The following is a 16485-nucleotide window of genomic DNA, read 5'->3' as shown; positions in this document are numbered from 1 at the left end:
TCGTGCGGTCTTACCGCACCTTCAATGTCGCCAGGCCGATCAGCGCCAGGATCAGCGAAATGATCCAGAAGCGGATCACGATCTGCGGTTCTTTCCAGCCAAGATGTTCAAAATGGTGATGGATGGGCGCCATCAGGAACACCCGCTTGCCGGTCTTTTTGTAATACAGCACCTGGATGATGACGCTCAGCGCCTCGACCACGAACAGCCCGCCAACGATCGCCAGCACGATCTCGTGCTTGGTGGCCACCGCGATGGCGCCAAGGGCACCACCAAGTGCCAGCGATCCGGTGTCACCCATGAACACGGCCGCAGGCGGCGCATTGTACCACAGAAAGCCAAGCCCGCCGCCGATCAGCGCCGCGGTGAAGATGAAAATCTCACCGGTACCGGGCACATAATGCACGTCGAGATATTCGGTAAAGTCGACCCGGCCCACCGCATAGGCGATCACGCCCAGGGTGCCCGCCGCGATCATCACCGGCATGATTGCCAGCCCGTCCAGACCATCGGTCAGGTTCACCGCATTCGCCGCCCCCACGATGACAATCATCGCGAACGGCACGAAGAACAGGCCCAGGTTCAGCAGTGTATCCTTGAAAAACGGCATCGCCAGGCGAAATTGCAGCGCATCGGGATGCGCCACCGAGGCCCAATATCCGGCAATCGCCGCGATCAGCAAGCCGATCAGCATGCGCACGCGGCCCGACACGCCTGCCGTGTTGTTCTTGGTCACCTTGGCATAATCGTCGGCAAAACCGATCAGACCAAAGGAATAGGTCACGAACAGCGTGATCCAGATGTACGAATTGTCCAGCCGCGCCCACAGAAGCGTGGAAAACAGCAGTGCAGACAGGATCAGAAGCCCGCCCATCGTCGGCGTGCCCTGCTTGGTTTCCTTGTGGCTTTCAGGCCCGTCTTCGCGGATCGGCTGACCGTTCGACTGCCGCTTGCGCAGCAGGTTGATCAGCGGCTTGCCGAAGATAAAGCCGAAGATCAGCGCGGTGAAGAACGCCCCGCCCGCGCGAAAGGTGATATAGCGGAACAGGTTGAACACGTCCCCGCCATCCGAAAACTCGGTCAGCCAAAATAACATCTACACTTGTCCCTCACTGCTTTGCCCACGCGCTTGGCTCAATTTGCGGATTGCGTCAACCGCCAGGCTGACTTTCGACCCCTTTGAGCCCTTCACCAGCACCACGTCGCCCGCATCCACCAGATTGTGCACCATCGCGGCCATCTCTGCCGCGCCGTCGCGCCATTGCCCCTGCCGGTCCGCCGGCAGCGCCTCCCACAGCACCTTCATGCGCGGCCCGACACAATGCACCAGGTCGATCTGCGCCATCCAGGGCAGATCCGCCAGCGCCGAATGCAGCGCGATCTCGTCCGCGCCAAGCTCCAGCATGTCGCCCAGAATGGCGATGCGTCGGCCCTTCACGTTGCGCCCGACCCCGTCACGCGGATCGACCGCCGTGAGCACTTCAAGTGCGGCCGCCATCGAGGTCGGGTTGGCGTTGAACGCGTCATCAATCAGCGTCACGCTCGCGTCCTCGACCGCATCCAGAACCACCTTTTCCTGCGTGCCGCGCCCGGTCGGGGGCTGCCACAGCACAATATCGCGCGCCGCCAAGGTCACGTCGCCCCCCAGGGCTGCGACCACCGCCAGAACGCCCAGAGCGTTGGCAGCAAAATGGCGACCGGGCGTGGCAATGCGGAACAATTGCTCGCCCGACGGGGTCTGGGCCTTGCAGATCGTCGCCTCGCCCGTCAGCGCCACATGAGTCAGGTGGAAGGCATTGTCCGCCCCCTCGCCAAAGGTCATCAGACGGGCGGCTCCGGCCGCCTTCGTCAGGATCGGCGTCGTGTCCAGATCACCATTGATCACCGCCACACCGCCGGGCTCCAACCCGTCGAAAATCGCGCCCTTTTCGCGGGCAATTCCATCAATGTTGTCAAAGGCTTCCAGGTGGGCCGCCGCGACCGTGGTGACCATGCCCACATGGGGCCGGGCCAGTCGTGCCAGCGGGGCAATTTCACCCGGATGGTTCATGCCGATCTCGATGATCGCGAACTCGGTGTTCGCGGGCATTCGCGCCAGCGTCAGCGGCACGCCCCAATGGTTGTTATAACTCGCCTCGGCGGCATGGGTGCGCCCCTGAAGCTGCAACACCGCGCGCAGCATTTCCTTGGTCGAGGTTTTGCCAACCGACCCGGTGACCGCCACCACTCGCGCGTCGCTGCGCGCCCGTGCGGCGGCCCCAAGCGCTTCCAAAGCGCCCAAAACGTCGTCCACGATCAACAACGGCGCATCCGGCGCCACACCTTCGGGAATGCGGCTGACCAGAGCGGCCCCCGCGCCCTTGTCCAACGCCTGCGCCACGAAGTCATGGCCGTCGCGCACATCTTTGAGCGCCACGAAAAGATCACCGGGCGCGATCGTGCGCGTGTCGATCGATACGCCGTCCACCGCCCAATTGCCCTGCGCCCTGCCGCCGGTCGCCGTCGCGGCCTCTGCCCCGGTCCACAAGCTCATGCCAACCGCCCTTCCAACGCGGCCACCGCCACGCTGGCCTGTTCAACGTCGTCAAACGGCAACACGTCGTCGCCGACCACCTGCCCCGTCTCATGCCCCTTGCCCGCGATCAACAGCGCGTCCCCCGGTCCCAGCGCATCGACGCCGCGCAAGATTGCCTCGGCCCGGTCGCCCACATTATGCGCCTCGGGGCAGCCCTGCATCACCATCGCGCGAATGGCTGCCGGGTCTTCTGAACGCGGGTTGTCGTCCGTGACGAACACCACATCGGCATTTGCCGCCGCTGCCTTGCCCATGAGGGGCCGTTTCGTTGTATCGCGATCTCCGCCCGCGCCCAGAACGACCAAAAGCCGTCCCAGCACATGCGGGCGCATCGCCTTCAGCGCGGTTTCCACCGCGTCGGGCGTGTGGGCGTAATCCACGAACACCGCCGCGCCATTGTCGCGGGTTGCGGCCAGCTCCATCCGGCCCCGGACGGTCTCAAGATCCTCAAAGCATTCGAATACGCGCTCCGGCTCGGCGCCGCAGGCAATACACAGCCCCGCCGCCGCCATCACGTTTTCGGCCTGAAACCCGCCGATCAGGTTCAGTCGCGCCAGGAAAGGCTTGCCCAGCCAGTGGAACCGCAGCTCTTGCCCCGTGGCGCCGTAACGGCGCGCGGTCAGGCGCAGGTCGGCGCCCTCGGCCGCGCCCACACGGATCAGGTTCTGACCGCGCATCTCGGCAATGTCCGCCATCTGCGGCCCGCGCGGATCGTCGATGTTGATCACCGCCATCGCATCATCTGACAACACCCGGTCAAAGAGCCCCGCCTTGGCGGCAAAATAGTCATCAAACGTCGCGTGGTAATCCAGATGGTCCTGAGTAAAATTCGTAAACGCCGCTGCGTTCAGGCGCACGCCGTCCAACCGACGCTGCGCCAGGCCGTGCGAGGACGCCTCCATCGCTGCGTGGGTCACACCGGCCCCGGCCATCTCGGCCAGCACCCGGTGCAGCGTGATCGGCTCAGGTGTGGTGTGCGTCATCGGCGCGGTGAACGCGCCCTCAACCCCGGTGGTGCCGATGTTTGCGGCCGAATAGCCCAGAAGCGTCCACAATTGGCGGGTGAAACTCGCGACCGAGGTCTTGCCGTTGGTGCCAGTCACCGCGACCATCACCTCGGGCTGTGCGCCGAACCACAGCGCCGCGGCAAAGGCCAAGGCCATGCGCGGGTCCTCGGTGACGACCAGCGCGGCGTCGGCGCCCGCCAGCTCTTCGCGGGCGATGTCCGCCCCGTCCAGATCGGTCAGGATCGCCGCTGCCCCCATGCGCAGCGCGTATTGAATGAACTCGGCCCCGTGCAGTGTTGCCCCCGGAAGAGCGGCGAAAAGATGCCCCGGCTTCACCTCGCGACTGTCCACTGACAGGCCGCTGACCTGCGCCTCACGCCCCCCCCGGGCGCTGAGCCCCAGGTCTGCCAAAGATTTCGGATCACGTCCCGCCATGTGCCTCGTCCGTCCTAGTTCGAGGTGAGTGTTACCCCGGTTGGGCTGAGAGGTGCAATCTCAGGTTTCAACCCCATCAGGGGCGCGACCCGGCGAATGATCTCCGCGGCGACCGGCACGGCGGTCCAGCCGGCGGTGCGGCGCGGCTTCGGCCCCGAGGTTTCGACCGGTTCATCCAGCGTCACCACCAGCACGTATTTCGGATTGTTGGCCGGGAACACGCTGGCAAAGGTGGCGATCACCTTGTCATCGTAATAGCCCCCGCGCGGCTTGGGCTTGTCTGCAGTGCCGGTCTTGCCGCCCACCGCATAGCCCGGCACTTCGCCAAACGAGGCGGTGCCACGCACCACGACCTGGCGCAGCATGTCGCGCGCAATCGCCGAGGTCTCGGCCGTGACGATGCGCGGGCCGACGGTGACATGTGTCGGGCGGATCAGCGTCGGTTGCACCCGCGTCCCACCGTTCAGAAGCGAGGCATAGGCGCTGGCCAGATGAAGCGGTGAGGACGACAGACCGTGACCGTAAGAAATTGTCATCGTCGACAATTCTGACCAGTTTTGCGGCAGAAGGGGCTTCGCACCTGCGGCCTCGACAAGCTCGACCGGGGTTGCCTCCAACAATCCCAGGGTAGCCAGGAAATCGCGCTGACGCGCGGCGCCAATGTCCATCGCCATGCGGGCGGTGCCGATGTTGGAGCTTTTCACGATCACATCCGTGACCGACAGTTGCGCACCGTAGTCGTGGAAATCGCGGATTCTGAACTTACCCCAGCGCAGCGGCCCCTTGGTGTTGACCATTGTCGCGGGGTTCACCAGCCCCAGCTCGACGGCCTGCGCGGCGGCAAAAATCTTGAAGGTCGAGCCCAGTTCATACACCCCCTGAACCGCGCGGTTGAACAGCGGGCTGTCCGACTGGTCGCCTTGGGTCAAGGGGCGCGGGCGGTCATTCGGGTCGAAATCGGGCAAAGACGCGATCGAGACGATTTCGCCAGTGTGCACATCCATCAAGACCGCGGCGGCGCCCTTGGCGTTCATCATCTTCATGCCGCCATAAAGCACCCGCTCAACCGCCGCTTGCACCGTCAGGTCCAGGCTCAGCATCAGGGGCGCGTCGCCATTGGCCGGATTGCGCAGATACTCGTCGAATTGAGCTTCGATCCCGGCCACGCCGATCACCTCGGCTGCCGACACGCCTTCCTTACCGAAACTGGCGCCACCCAACACGTGGGCCGCCAGCGATCCGTTGGGATACAGGCGCATTTCGCGCGGGCCGAAAAGCAGCCCCGGTTCGCCGATGTCATGCACCGCCTGTTTCTGCTCAGGGCTGAGCTTCTTCTTGATCCACAAGAACTTACGCGATCCGGTGAAGTCCGCCAGAAGCTCGTCGGCTTTCAGGTCGGGAAAGATCTGCGCCAGCGCAAGGGCGGCGTTTTCCGGGTCCACCATCTGCGGCGGTTGGGCATAAAGCGCATGGGTCGCCAGGTTGGTCGCCAGCACCCGGCCATTGCGGTCCAGGATGTCGGCACGCGCCATCGCGATGGACGCGCCGGGCGCCTGGGCACGAGGTTCCGAGGCTTCGGTGGCCGACAGCATCGCCATGCGCCCGCCGACGACCAGAAAGGCGCACAGAAACAGGCCGGCCAGCACCAAAAGCCGCCCCTCGGCGCGCAGCCGGGCGCGGTCGCGCATGTCGTCATGGCGTCGGCGCAGGTTCTCCCGCTCGATCGCGTCGGGATTTTCGCCCTTGGCGCGGGCCTCCAGAATGCGGGCCAGCGGGCGCAGCGGAATGCGGGTCATTGGCTGATCTCCCCGACAACATCCACGCCTTCGGTGATCACGATCTCATCGTCGCCCGGATAGGCGATCTGATCGACGCGACCGAATTGTTCCGGCATCAAGGGCATCAGGCCCAGGCGGTCGAAATTGAGATCCGCCAGGTCGCGCAGGCGATCGGGGCGATTGAGATAGGCCCATTCGGCCCGAAGCACCGCAAGTTCCTCGCGCATCTGCCCGATCTCTCGTTGCAGGTCAGATGCTTCACCCAAGGCAGCCTGGGTTTTGTAATTCTCGTTATAGGCCCAGTAAGCCAGGCCCATGACGATCAATGCGGAAGTCACGTAGAGCAGCGTGCGCATTCCCCTATCCCCTCACAGCAAGGCCCGGAAGGCCCAGTTTCTTGCGGTCCGACGCGCCCGCTGGGGCCTCGGTCCTTGTGGCAACGCGCAGGCGCGACGAGCGCGCGCGCGGGTTAATTTCCAGCTCATCCGCATCCGGCCCGATCGCCTTTTTCGGCGTCAGGCGAAACGCAGGGATCGCCTCGGCGGCCTCGGGCGCATGGCGGCTGCCGCCCCCGCCCACCGACGATCTTGCCTGAAGGAAGCGCTTCACCACGCGGTCCTCCATCGAATGAAACGTGACCACGGCCAAACGGCCCCCGGGCTTCAACGCGCGTTCGGCGGCCTCCAGCCCAGCGATCAGCTGGCCAAATTCGTCGTTCACCGCGATGCGGATCGCCTGGAAACTGCGGGTCGCCGGGTGACTTTGACCCGGTTTCGAGCGCGGCAGGCAGGTTTCGATCACCTCAACCAATTGCCGCGTGGTTTCAAAGGCTTGGTTCGCGCGCGCCGCAACAATCGCCTTCGCGATCCGACGCGAGGCGCGTTCTTCACCGTATTGAAACAGGATGTCGGCCAGCTCAGCCTCGCTCGCCGTATTCACGATGTCGGCGGCGGAAGGACCGGACTGGCTCATCCGCATATCCAACGGGCCGTCTTTCATGAAGGAAAAGCCACGTTCGGCCAGGTCCAGCTGCATCGAGCTTACGCCAAGGTCCAGCACCACGCCGTCCAGCGGTTCGCCCGCCAGCGTATCAAGTTCGGAAAACGTGCCCTGAACCATGCGCAGCCGGTCGCCGAAATCCGCGGCCCAGTTTGCGGCCATGTCAAACACCATCGGGTCGCGGTCGATGCCGACAACCACATCGGCGCCCGCATCCAGAAGCCCGCGCGTATAGCCGCCCGCGCCAAAGGTGCCATCAGCCCAGATGCCGGTGACCGGTGCGACGGCCTCAAGCAAAGGGCGCAACAAGACTGGAATGTGGGGACGATCGCCGGCCTCGGCCGCCGCGACCATCTCAGCCCCCCTGCCCGTTAAGCAAGGTCAGCACGTCGAAATCCTCGGGCATCTCATCCAGCCACTCTTCGGATTTCTTCTGCTCGACCTCCTCAAAAGTCTCGGGCTTCCAAACCTGAAAGGTGTCGCCGGTGGCGATGAAGAAGGCTTCGTTGTCCAGGTCGATCTTCTGGCGCAGCTTGGCGGGCAGCACCAGGCGCCCGGTCTCATCGACTGTCGTCGGAAAGGACTGACCGTTGAACATGCGCTCCAGCATCCGCCGCTCCAACGAGCCGCGCGGAAGCGCTGCGATCTGCTCATCGACCTCGTCGATGGCCTCGATCGTGTAACATTCAAGGTATTTGCGGCGGTGATCACCATAGACGATGACAAGGTTGGGGGTCAGCCCCTCGGTCCAGTCCGGGTCGCCAGCCTCAAGCACACGGCGAAACAGGGCCGGGATCGAAACCCTGCCCTTCGTGTCCACCTTGTGGTGGCTTTCACCTCTGAACCTGCGTGCCACGTCTGCGGCCCCTTGTTACTGTCCCATTCGTCTTTTTCGCCCCTTAAAACGGGAAACGACGGATTGAGCTGCTGCCACATGCCCAATCCGCCGCCCTCGTCCCGTTTCCGGGTGTCCAGCTGCGCGCGCCACCTGGGGGGATGTCTGCTCGCGTACGCGCCGGATCTCAATTTTGATGAAAGCGGGTTGCCTGTATGAAACCTGACTTGGGAGTGTCATTTGGGGTCTTGCTGCCCCTCTGTGTTCCCGTCCTCATCGTGTAATTAGGGATACGCCGGGAAATCATGGGACGCAACAGTTTTTTCAGGAAATTTGCCCAACATCTTGTTTTCGAGAGGTGCTCAACACAAGAACTTGTGGTCGAATAGGTCCCATCCGGACCAAACCTAGCGGAAATATGCCGACAACAACACTAAATGTAGTGATCTTAGCGGCATTAAAAAAGTCCCACTTTTTCCCAAAAAATTTGCCGTGACCCATCACCTTCGGGGAAAATTGCCCAATTTTTCTGCGAAAACCTGCAGGAGACTCACCACATCAGCCCCAAAAACGACGAAGGGAACCCGTGGATCCCACGAATTCCCAACCTGTGTCCCATGCTTTCCCAGATGGTGGGCGTTAATGTCAGGCGATGCCGCCCTCAACCATCTCGGCGGCCAGCTTGTGATAGGCGTCGGCCACCGGCCCCTCGCCCAGCGCAATCGGTGTGCCGGCGTCGCCTGCGACCCGCACGTCCAGCGCCAGGGGGATTTCCCCCAGGAACGGCAGGCCCAGCTTGTCGGCCTCGGCCCGCACGCCGCCATGGCCAAAGATGTGATCTTCGTTGCCGCATTTCGGGCAGACATACATCGACATGTTTTCGATAAGGCCCAGGACCGGCACGCGCACCTTCTGGAACATGTCGATGGCCTTGCGCGCGTCCAGCAGCGCCACGTCTTGCGGCGTGGACACGATCAGCGCGCCGGTCACGGTGGTTTTCTGGCTCAGCGTCAGCTGCACGTCGCCCGTGCCCGGCGGCAGGTCGATGATCAGAACGTCCAGCTCGCCCCAGTCGACCTTGAACATGAATTGCTGCAACGCGCCCATCAGCATCGGCCCCCGCCAAACCACCGCCTGGTCGGGGTCCATCAACAGGCCGATGGACATCATCTTTACCCCATGCGCCTCAACCGGCAGCATGGTCTTGCCGTCCGCGCTGGCCGGCCCCTTGGAGGTGCCCATCATGCGCGGCTGGCTGGGTCCCAGGATGTCGGCATCCAGAAGCCCGACGCGCCGCCCCTGCTTGGCCAGCGCCACGGCGAGGTTCGACGACAGGGTGGATTTGCCCACCCCGCCCTTGCCGGAGGCCACTGCGATGATCCGGTCCACGCCCGGGATCTTTTCCGGCCCCGCCTGCGGCGTCGGGTGGCCACCAACTTTCAACTGCGGCGGTTCGGGCTTTTTCGCCGCCGCACCATGCGCCGTCAGGATGACCGAGACCTTCTCAACCCCGTCCAGCGCAGCCACAGCCGCCTCGGCGGCCCGGCGTTGCGGTTCGATCTGGCCCGCCATCTCGGGGCTTTCCGCCTCGATCACGAAGCTGACCGTGCCAGCATCAATGTTGATCGCGCGCACCATGTCGCGTGAGGCCAGGTCGCCGCCATCCGGCAAAGCTATGGTGGACAGAACCCCCATGATCGTGTCGCGCGTCTGTGTCATGTCCGTCTCCGTGGCAATAATCTGCACATTACTTGCCCCCTTTTGCCGCAAGAACAAGGGCAGCGTGGCTAATGCTCAAAAAACAGGCGTAAAACTTGACGATAGGTCAACATTACGTATGCATTTTCTGCATGGCAGCATTTCTCAATTCAGGTATTGTGCACTTGCAGCATTGCCTCCATCTTCCTCTCAACAGCGCGAACGATAGCGCTCACAACCCAAGCGCAGAATGTGCAAGCAAACATACGAGTGAGAGTAGAGATGGCTTACGCAACACAGACGAACAGTTTTGACGCTGGCATCGCCGACCGCATGGTCGACGTGTTCCGCACCTGGATCGAAGCCCGCGAACAGCGCCGCATGTACCGCCAGACGGTGCGTGAACTGCGTGCCCTGTCGGGCCGCGAACTGGCGGACCTGGGTATTGCCCCCGGCGAGATTGCCCACCTGGCCCACATGGCCACCTTCGGCAAATAAAGACTTCGGTCGGTCCTTCCTCCTCCCTGGACCGTCTGATCCTGGCGGCGGGGTCCACCTCCTCCCGGACCCCGCCGACCACTTTTTCCGGATGCCTCTCTCCTCCTCCCTGAGGCATCTGCGATAGGCGGCGGCGCTCACCTCCTCCCGAGCGTCGCCGCATTTCGCAAAAGATCGGATGCCCCTCCTCCTCCCTGGGGCATTCGTGACAGGGCCGGCGATCCCCACCTCCTCCCGGGGGTCGCTGCCGCCCTCAACAGATCGGGTGTCTCTCCTCCTCCCTGAGCCACCTGACATCGCCCACGGGTCCTCTCCTCCTCCCTGGACCCGGACGGCAGAGCGAACGGCGGCGCCCACCTCCTCCCGGGCGTCGCCGTTTTACGTTCAGGTCACAGGTGTGCGGACAAGACCGGCGGCGGATCGGTGGGGCGGGTGCCGACAATCAGCCGGATCAGGGCCTGCGCTTCGCGGTGGCGCAACATCGGGCGGGCCGATTGCTGACGGGCATGGCCCTGCCCGTTCAGCTCCGGGTATCGCGCGGTGATCGCGTCGGCTTCTCCCAGCACGTTCAACGCAACCTCGCCCAGCCACAAGGTTTCCACCGCAGCACCTTCGGCGGTGATGATGTCGTGATCATCCGTCGTCAGGTTCATCCAGGTGACATGGGGACTGGGGGCGATGCGGATCATCTCGCCATTCACCAGGGATTTGGCAGGCATCAGAACCTCGCTTGAACCGTGGTAGAATTCGGCCAGGGGATGGGCCAGCATCACCCGGTGCTGTTGCGACAGGCGCAGGGGGGCGGCGTTGCCGATCGCCCCCGGTGCGAACAGAACCGGTGCCGCGGCACCGACCCCAGTCATCTGGTGCGCGCCAAGCCATGTCACCGGTCGTGACCCGTGATCGCGCGTGTGCACAAGATCACCTACGGACAGGTCCCTGAGCGGGCGCAGTCCGCCATCTGTTTGTACACGGGTCTCGGCCGCCAAACAAACATGGCCATAGGTAGAGCCGCCATCGGTGTCGACAACATAGAACCCAGGCTCGGATGACGGGTTGTAATTGTCCCAATACCAGGTTTCCAGATCGAACCCCGGGGTCCAGATCACCTGGACCATTTCACCTGAATTGCTATCGATCCCTTCCAGCACCACGATGCCTTCGCCACCAGAAAGCACATCTGTTCGCACCACCTCCGCGTCCTCGATCACCCCGCCGCCACCATGACCGCCATAGGTCACGTCATAGGTGTCACCGATGTCGAACTTGTAGGGCTCATTGTCCCCCGGGTTCGAGGTGATCACCAGATCGCTGAACCCGTTCGGCGGATTGTCGAAGAGCGAAGTGGTGGACGTGACATTGACATTGCTGCCGGTGGCGGCTGCAAATTCATTATCCGGAGCAGTGAACGTGACAGTCATGGCGCGCCCTTCGTGCGCAACCTTGGCGTTCAAAGGGATAAGGCCGGGTAAATTCACCCGACCTTTTCTTTAAATCTTTAAGGAATTGTATCGCTCAGAACGGCACGTCGCCGGCCTTGGCCGCCGGAACGATGAACTTCGCCACGACTTTCTTGGCACCGGCCTTGTCAAATTCGATATCCAGCTTGTCGCCCTCGATCCCCATGATCGTGCCGTATCCGAATTTGTTGTGGAACACCCGGTCGCCCTGGGTGAACGCGCTGACCGCATCCAGGTCGATGACGATGTTGCGCGCTTCATTCGGGCTTTGCTGTGCGCGCAGGTTGCCGCGCGATGCCATGCGTTTCCAGCCCGGCGAGTTATATGCATCCGCCCGCGCGGCTTTTTCCTCAAGATGCGAGGACGCAGACGCGCCGAAGCCGCCGCCATAGAGGCCCGGCGGGGTCAGGACATCGACGTGGTCTTCGGGCAATTCGTCAATGAACCGACTGGGCAATTGCGACTGCCACTGGCCATAAACCCGCCGGTTCGCAGCAAAGGAAATCGTGCAGATCTCCTCGGCCCGCGTGATGCCAACATAGGCCAGGCGGCGCTCTTCCTCGAGCCCCTTGAGCCCGCTTTCGTCCATCGAGCGTTGCGACGGGAACAGGCCATCCTCCCACCCCGGCAGGAACACGGCGGGGTATTCCAGACCCTTGGCCGCGTGCAGCGTCATGATAGTGACCTTTTCCTCGGCCTCGTCGCTTTCATTGTCCATAATCAGGCTGACGTGTTCCAGGAAACCCTGAAGGTTCTCAAAACTTTCCAACGCTTTGACCAATTCCTTGAGGTTTTCCAACCGCCCCGGCCCCTCGGGCGTCTTGTCGGTCTGCCACATGTCGGTGTAGCCCGATTCCTCCAGGATCATCTCGGCAAGCTCGACATGCGTGTCAGCCTCGGCGCGCAATTGCGCGTGCCAGCGATCCAGCCCGGCGACCAGATCGCCCAGCCCCTTGCCGCCCTTGCCCTTGATCATCGCGTTGTCGACACAGATCCGCGCGCCTTCGACCAGCGACACGCCGTTTTGCCGCGCCGCCAACTGGATCGTCTGCACCGCCTTGTCGCCCAGCCCCCGGCGCGGCGTGTTGACGATGCGCTCAAACGCGAGGTCATCGTCCTGGCTGACCGCCAACCGGAAATAGGCCATCGCATCGCGGATCTCCAACCGTTCGTAGAACCGCGGGCCGCCGATCACGCGATAAGGCAGGCCGATGGTCAGGAACCGATCCTCAAACGCCCGCATCTGGTGGCTGGCGCGCACCAGAATGGCCATGTCGTCCAGCGACATCCCCGCCATACCACGGGTGCCGACCTGCATCGCCTCGATCTCTTCGCCGACCCAGCGTGCTTCCTCGTCCCCGTCCCAATGGCCGATCAGGCGGACCTTTTCGCCACCCTCGGCCTCGGTCCACAGCTCTTTGCCCAGCCGGTCTTCGTTGCCACGAATAACGCCCGCCGCCGCGCCCAGAATATGGGGGGTAGAGCGATAGTTCTGCTCCAGGCGGATCACCTTGGCGCCGGGAAAGTCCTTCTCAAAGCGCAGGATGTTGCCCACCTCGGCCCCGCGCCAGCCATAGATCGACTGGTCATCGTCGCCGACGCAGCAGATGTTCTTGTGCTCGGCGGCCAGCAGCCGCAGCCACATGTATTGCGCCACGTTGGTGTCCTGATATTCGTCCACCAGGATGTATTTGAACCAGCGTTGATACTGCGCCAGTACGTCGGGATGGTCCTGAAAGATCGTGACCATATGGAGCAGCAGATCGCCGAAATCCGTCGCATTCAGGGTCTTCAGACGCTGCTGATACTGGGCGTAAAGCTCGATCCCGCGCCCGTTGAAGGCGTTCGCCTCGCCCACCGGCACCTTGTCCGGGGTCCAGGCGCGGTTTTTCCAATTGTCGATCACACCGGCCAACAGCCGCGCGGGCCAGCGTTTTTCATCTATGTTCGCGGCCAGGATCAACTGTTTCAGCAGCCGTTTCTGGTCGTCCGTATCAAGAATGGTGAAGTTCGACTTCAGCCCGACAAGTTCGGCGTGACGGCGCAGAAGCTTCACGCAGATCGCGTGGAACGTGCCCAGCCAGGGCATGCCTTCGACGGTCTGGCCCAGGTTCTTGGCCACCCGGTTCTTCATCTCGCGCGCGGCCTTGTTGGTGAAGGTCACCGCCAGGATCTCGTTCGTGCGCGCGGTGCCGGTGTTGAGCAGATGCGCGATGCGACTGGTCAGCGCCTTGGTCTTGCCGGTGCCCGCGCCCGCCAGCATCAGGACCGGGCCTTGCAACGCCTCGACCGCCTCGCGCTGCGCGGGGTTCAGCCCCTCCAGATAGGTCGCGGGCCGCGCCGCCATCATGGCGCGCGCGGACAGGGAAGGCTTGGCCGCCGCCTCGAAGGCGTCGTTTTCGTCAAAACTGCTCATGCAAGCCACCCTATCAATCGCCCGGCCCAAGTTAAAGGCTTGTTCACACTCTGTTCCAAAGACTCACATACAGAAAAACGGGGCAAAAACTCAAGCGCCATTGACAAGCCCCCGTCACGCGCCACATCTAACGCCCCTAATGCCGACAGTTGAGTCGAGAGGATTTTCATGCCCGTTGTTGTTGTCGAAAGCCCGGCGAAAGCCAAAACCATCAACAAATATCTGGGCAGTGATTACACCGTTCTGGCGTCTTACGGCCACGTGCGTGACCTGCCGCCCAAGGACGGATCGGTCGATACCGACAACGATTTCGAGATGTTGTGGGAGGTCGGATATGACAGCCGCAAGCACGTGAAAGCGATCGCGGACGCGCTGAAAGACGACAACAACCTGATCCTCGCCACTGACCCCGACCGTGAGGGCGAGGCGATTTCCTGGCACCTTGAGGAAGCCCTGCGCAAGCGGCGGGTGATCAAGAAGGACACGCCGGTCAGCCGCGTGGTGTTCAACGCGATCACCAAATCTGCCGTGACCGAGGCGATGAAAAACCCGCGCGAAGTGGACGCGCCGCTGGTTGAGGCCTATCTGGCCCGCCGGGCGCTGGACTATCTCGTTGGCTTCAAACTGTCCCCGGTGCTGTGGCGCAAACTGCCCGGCGCGCGGTCCGCAGGCCGGGTACAATCGGTCTGCCTGCGCCTGATCGTCGAGCGCGAACAAGAGATTGAGGCGTTCAACGCGCGTGAATACTGGTCGGTGAAAGCCGCGCTGAAAACCCCGCGCGGTCAGGCGTTCGAAGCCCGGTTGACGCATCTGTCCGGCAAAAAGCTGGACCGCTATGACCTTGAAAACGCCACCGCCGCCGAACTGGCCGTGCAGGCGGTTTCGTCGCGCGATCTGGTGGTGCAGTCGGTTGAGGCGAAGCCCGCCAACCGCAACCCCTCGCCGCCCTTCATGACCTCGACCCTGCAACAGGAAGCCAGCCGCAAGTTCGGTTTCGGCGCGCGTCAGACCATGTCGACCGCCCAGCGCCTGTATGAAGCAGGCTATATCACCTATATGCGGACCGACGGGATCGACATGGCGCCCGAGGCGGTCACAGCGGCGCGCGACGCGATCAAGGATCGCTATGGGGCTGATTTCGTTCCGAAATCCCCGCGCATCTACAAGAACAAGGCGAAAAATGCGCAGGAAGCGCACGAATGTATTCGCCCGACCGATATGACTGTCGACGCCTCGGCTCTGGCCCGTCTGGAGCCCGATCAGCGCAAGCTTTACGACCTGATCTGGAAGCGCACGCTGGCCAGCCAGATGGAAAGCGCGCGGCTTGAGCGCACCTCGGTGGATGTCGGCAGTGCGGACGGTGAAGTCGTGCTGCGTGCCACCGGACAGGTCGTTTTGTTCGAAGGCTTCCTGAAGGTCTATGAAGAAGGCCGCGACGATCAGGTTGTCGATGACGACGACAAGCGTCTGCCGAAGATCGAACAGGGCGAAGTCACCGACAAGACCGGCGTGACGCCCGAACAGCACCACACCCAGCCCCCGCCCCGTTACACCGAGGCGACGCTGGTCAAGCGGATGGAAGAGCTGGGCATCGGCCGGCCCTCGACCTATGCCAGCGTGATCACGACGATCCAGGACCGCGAATATGTGCGCAAGGACAAGAACCGCCTGTTCCCCGAGGACAAGGGGCGCATCGTCACGATCTTCCTGATGAACTTCTTCCGCAAATATGTCGGCTATGAATTCACCGCGAACCTCGAGGATGAACTGGACACCGTGTCAGCGGGCGACATGGACTACAAAGAAGTCCTGAACCGGTTCTGGCGCGATTTTTCGGCGGCGATCGCCGAAACGTCCGACCTGCGCATTTCCGAAGTGCTGGACAAGCTGGACGCGGCCCTGGCCCCGCAGCTGTATCCGCCGCGCGAAGACGGGTCTGACCCGCGCATCTGCCCAAAATGCGGCACTGGTCAGCTGCACCTGAAAACCTCGCGCACCGGCGGGTTTGTCGGCTGCGGCAATTACCCCGAATGCACCTATACCCGCCCGATCGCCGGTGAAGGCGCGGATGGGGATGAGCGCGTGCTGGGTGAAGACAATGGCGACGAGATCAGCCTGAAGTCCGGGCGCTTCGGCCCCTATGTGCAGCGTGGTGAACCCACGCCCGAAAACAAGAAGCCGCCGCGCGCCTCCCTGCCCAAGGGCTGGGACAAGGACGATATGGACCTGGAAAAGGCGCTCACGCTCTTGTCGCTGCCGCGCCAGATCGGCGAACACCCGGACGGCGGCATGATCGCGACCAATTTCGGCCGCTTCGGGCCTTATGTGATGCACCAGTTGCCGGATGACGCAAAACCGACCTATGCCAACCTGAAAGACCCCAACGACGTCTTTGAACTGGGCATGAACCGGGCCGTCGAACTCTTGGCCGAAAAGCGCGCCAACCCCGGGCGGGGACGCTCGGCGGCGGCCAAGCCGCTGCATGAATTGGGTGAACACCCCGATGACGGCGGCCCGGTCAACGTGATGGAAGGACGCTATGGCCCTTACGTCAAATGGGAGAAGGTGAATGCCACCATCCCCAAGGACGTGAAGCCCGAGGACGTGACGATGGAAATGGCGGTGGGCTGGATCGCGGAAAAGGCGGCCAAGAAAAAACCCACGCGCAGAAAAGCCCCGGCCAAGAAAAAGCCCGCTGCGAAAAAGGCACCGGCGAAGAAACCAGCAGCCAAAAAAGACTGAGACGTCTCACAGCAGATTGACGGGGGGCTAGGTAGAAATACC

The 16485-nt window shown here is 62.9% G+C and carries 12 protein-coding genes; 2 read left to right on the top strand and 10 right to left on the bottom strand.

Annotated elements, in window-relative coordinates; all coding sequences use genetic code 11:
- Positions 1-10: 10 nt before the first annotated feature.
- The 8 genes from mraY to MN188_RS01100 form a co-directional block, all read right to left on the bottom strand.
- The gene (gene mraY, locus MN188_RS01135; protein WP_242104956.1) at positions 11-1096 is read right to left on the bottom strand and encodes a phospho-N-acetylmuramoyl-pentapeptide-transferase; all 1086 of its coding nucleotides are present in this window, start codon (positions 1094-1096) and stop codon (positions 11-13) included.
- Positions 1097-2533 (bottom strand): UDP-N-acetylmuramoyl-tripeptide--D-alanyl-D-alanine ligase, encoded by a 1437-nt coding sequence (locus tag MN188_RS01130; RefSeq protein WP_242104955.1) that lies wholly within the window; start codon positions 2531-2533, stop codon positions 1097-1099.
- On the bottom strand, positions 2530-4017 hold the full coding sequence (locus MN188_RS01125) for a UDP-N-acetylmuramoyl-L-alanyl-D-glutamate--2,6-diaminopimelate ligase (RefSeq protein ID WP_242104954.1): 1488 nt from the start codon (positions 4015-4017) through the stop codon (positions 2530-2532). Before MN188_RS01125 ends, MN188_RS01130 begins: the two co-directional genes overlap by 4 nt.
- A 14-nt stretch (positions 4018-4031) precedes the next feature.
- Positions 4032-5813 (bottom strand): peptidoglycan D,D-transpeptidase FtsI family protein, encoded by a 1782-nt coding sequence (locus MN188_RS01120; protein ID WP_242104953.1) that lies wholly within the window; start codon positions 5811-5813, stop codon positions 4032-4034.
- Positions 5810-6151, bottom strand: coding sequence for a cell division protein FtsL (gene ftsL, locus MN188_RS01115; protein WP_242104952.1), 342 nt, complete (start codon positions 6149-6151; stop codon positions 5810-5812). Before ftsL ends, MN188_RS01120 begins: the two co-directional genes overlap by 4 nt.
- 4 nt (positions 6152-6155) lie before the next feature.
- Positions 6156-7148: a 16S rRNA (cytosine(1402)-N(4))-methyltransferase RsmH gene (rsmH, locus tag MN188_RS01110; protein WP_242104951.1), complete on the bottom strand. Its 993-nt coding sequence runs from the start codon at positions 7146-7148 to the stop codon at positions 6156-6158.
- A 1-nt stretch (position 7149) separates the two neighbouring features.
- A complete protein-coding gene (gene mraZ, locus MN188_RS01105; protein ID WP_242104950.1) occupies positions 7150-7650 on the bottom strand; it encodes a division/cell wall cluster transcriptional repressor MraZ in 501 nt (166 codons plus the stop codon).
- A 624-nt stretch (positions 7651-8274) separates the two neighbouring features.
- The gene (locus MN188_RS01100; protein WP_242104949.1) at positions 8275-9348 is read right to left on the bottom strand and encodes an Mrp/NBP35 family ATP-binding protein; all 1074 of its coding nucleotides are present in this window, start codon (positions 9346-9348) and stop codon (positions 8275-8277) included.
- Positions 9349-9609: 261 nt separating this feature from the next.
- Here MN188_RS01100 and MN188_RS01095 point away from each other — a divergent pair, with 261 nt between their 5' ends.
- Positions 9610-9825, top strand: coding sequence for a DUF1127 domain-containing protein (locus MN188_RS01095; RefSeq protein WP_242104948.1), 216 nt, complete (start codon positions 9610-9612; stop codon positions 9823-9825).
- A gap of 389 nt (positions 9826-10214) precedes the next feature.
- Here MN188_RS01095 and MN188_RS01090 read toward each other — a convergent pair whose 3' ends face one another.
- Positions 10215-11246: a Hint domain-containing protein gene (locus MN188_RS01090; RefSeq protein ID WP_242104947.1), complete on the bottom strand. Its 1032-nt coding sequence runs from the start codon at positions 11244-11246 to the stop codon at positions 10215-10217.
- Between the two features lie 94 nt (positions 11247-11340).
- On the bottom strand, positions 11341-13701 hold the full coding sequence (locus tag MN188_RS01085) for an ATP-dependent helicase (protein ID WP_242104946.1): 2361 nt from the start codon (positions 13699-13701) through the stop codon (positions 11341-11343).
- Positions 13702-13869: 168 nt separating this feature from the next.
- Between MN188_RS01085 and topA the strand changes: the two genes are divergently transcribed.
- The gene (gene topA / locus MN188_RS01080) at positions 13870-16443 is read left to right on the top strand and encodes a type I DNA topoisomerase (RefSeq protein ID WP_242104945.1); all 2574 of its coding nucleotides are present in this window, start codon (positions 13870-13872) and stop codon (positions 16441-16443) included.
- The last annotated feature ends 42 nt before the right edge of the window (positions 16444-16485 follow it).

Origin of the sequence: Aliiroseovarius subalbicans (assembly GCF_022678625.1) — a bacterium.
In the GTDB taxonomy this organism is placed as follows: domain Bacteria; phylum Pseudomonadota; class Alphaproteobacteria; order Rhodobacterales; family Rhodobacteraceae; genus Aliiroseovarius_A; species Aliiroseovarius_A subalbicans.
Note: the sequence above shows the minus strand (reverse complement) of the source record. Positions and strands in the feature narration are given on the sequence as shown.

Excerpts from the sequence above, each read along its gene's own strand:
- topA (WP_242104945.1), top strand. The coding sequence starts at position 13,870 with ATGCCCGTTGTTGTTGTCGAAAGCCCGGCGAAAGCCAAAACCATCAAC.
- MN188_RS01130 (WP_242104955.1), bottom strand. The coding sequence starts at position 2,533 with ATGAGCTTGTGGACCGGGGCAGAGGCCGCGACGGCGACCGGCGGCAGG.
- MN188_RS01120 (WP_242104953.1), bottom strand. The coding sequence starts at position 5,813 with ATGACCCGCATTCCGCTGCGCCCGCTGGCCCGCATTCTGGAGGCCCGC.
- mraY (WP_242104956.1), bottom strand. The coding sequence starts at position 1,096 with ATGTTATTTTGGCTGACCGAGTTTTCGGATGGCGGGGACGTGTTCAAC.
- rsmH (WP_242104951.1), bottom strand. The coding sequence starts at position 7,148 with ATGGTCGCGGCGGCCGAGGCCGGCGATCGTCCCCACATTCCAGTCTTG.
- MN188_RS01095 (WP_242104948.1), top strand. The coding sequence starts at position 9,610 with ATGGCTTACGCAACACAGACGAACAGTTTTGACGCTGGCATCGCCGAC.
- MN188_RS01125 (WP_242104954.1), bottom strand. The coding sequence starts at position 4,017 with ATGGCGGGACGTGATCCGAAATCTTTGGCAGACCTGGGGCTCAGCGCC.
- MN188_RS01100 (WP_242104949.1), bottom strand. The coding sequence starts at position 9,348 with ATGACACAGACGCGCGACACGATCATGGGGGTTCTGTCCACCATAGCT.
- ftsL (WP_242104952.1), bottom strand. The coding sequence starts at position 6,151 with ATGCGCACGCTGCTCTACGTGACTTCCGCATTGATCGTCATGGGCCTG.
- MN188_RS01090 (WP_242104947.1), bottom strand. The coding sequence starts at position 11,246 with ATGACTGTCACGTTCACTGCTCCGGATAATGAATTTGCAGCCGCCACC.
- MN188_RS01085 (WP_242104946.1), bottom strand. The coding sequence starts at position 13,701 with ATGAGCAGTTTTGACGAAAACGACGCCTTCGAGGCGGCGGCCAAGCCT.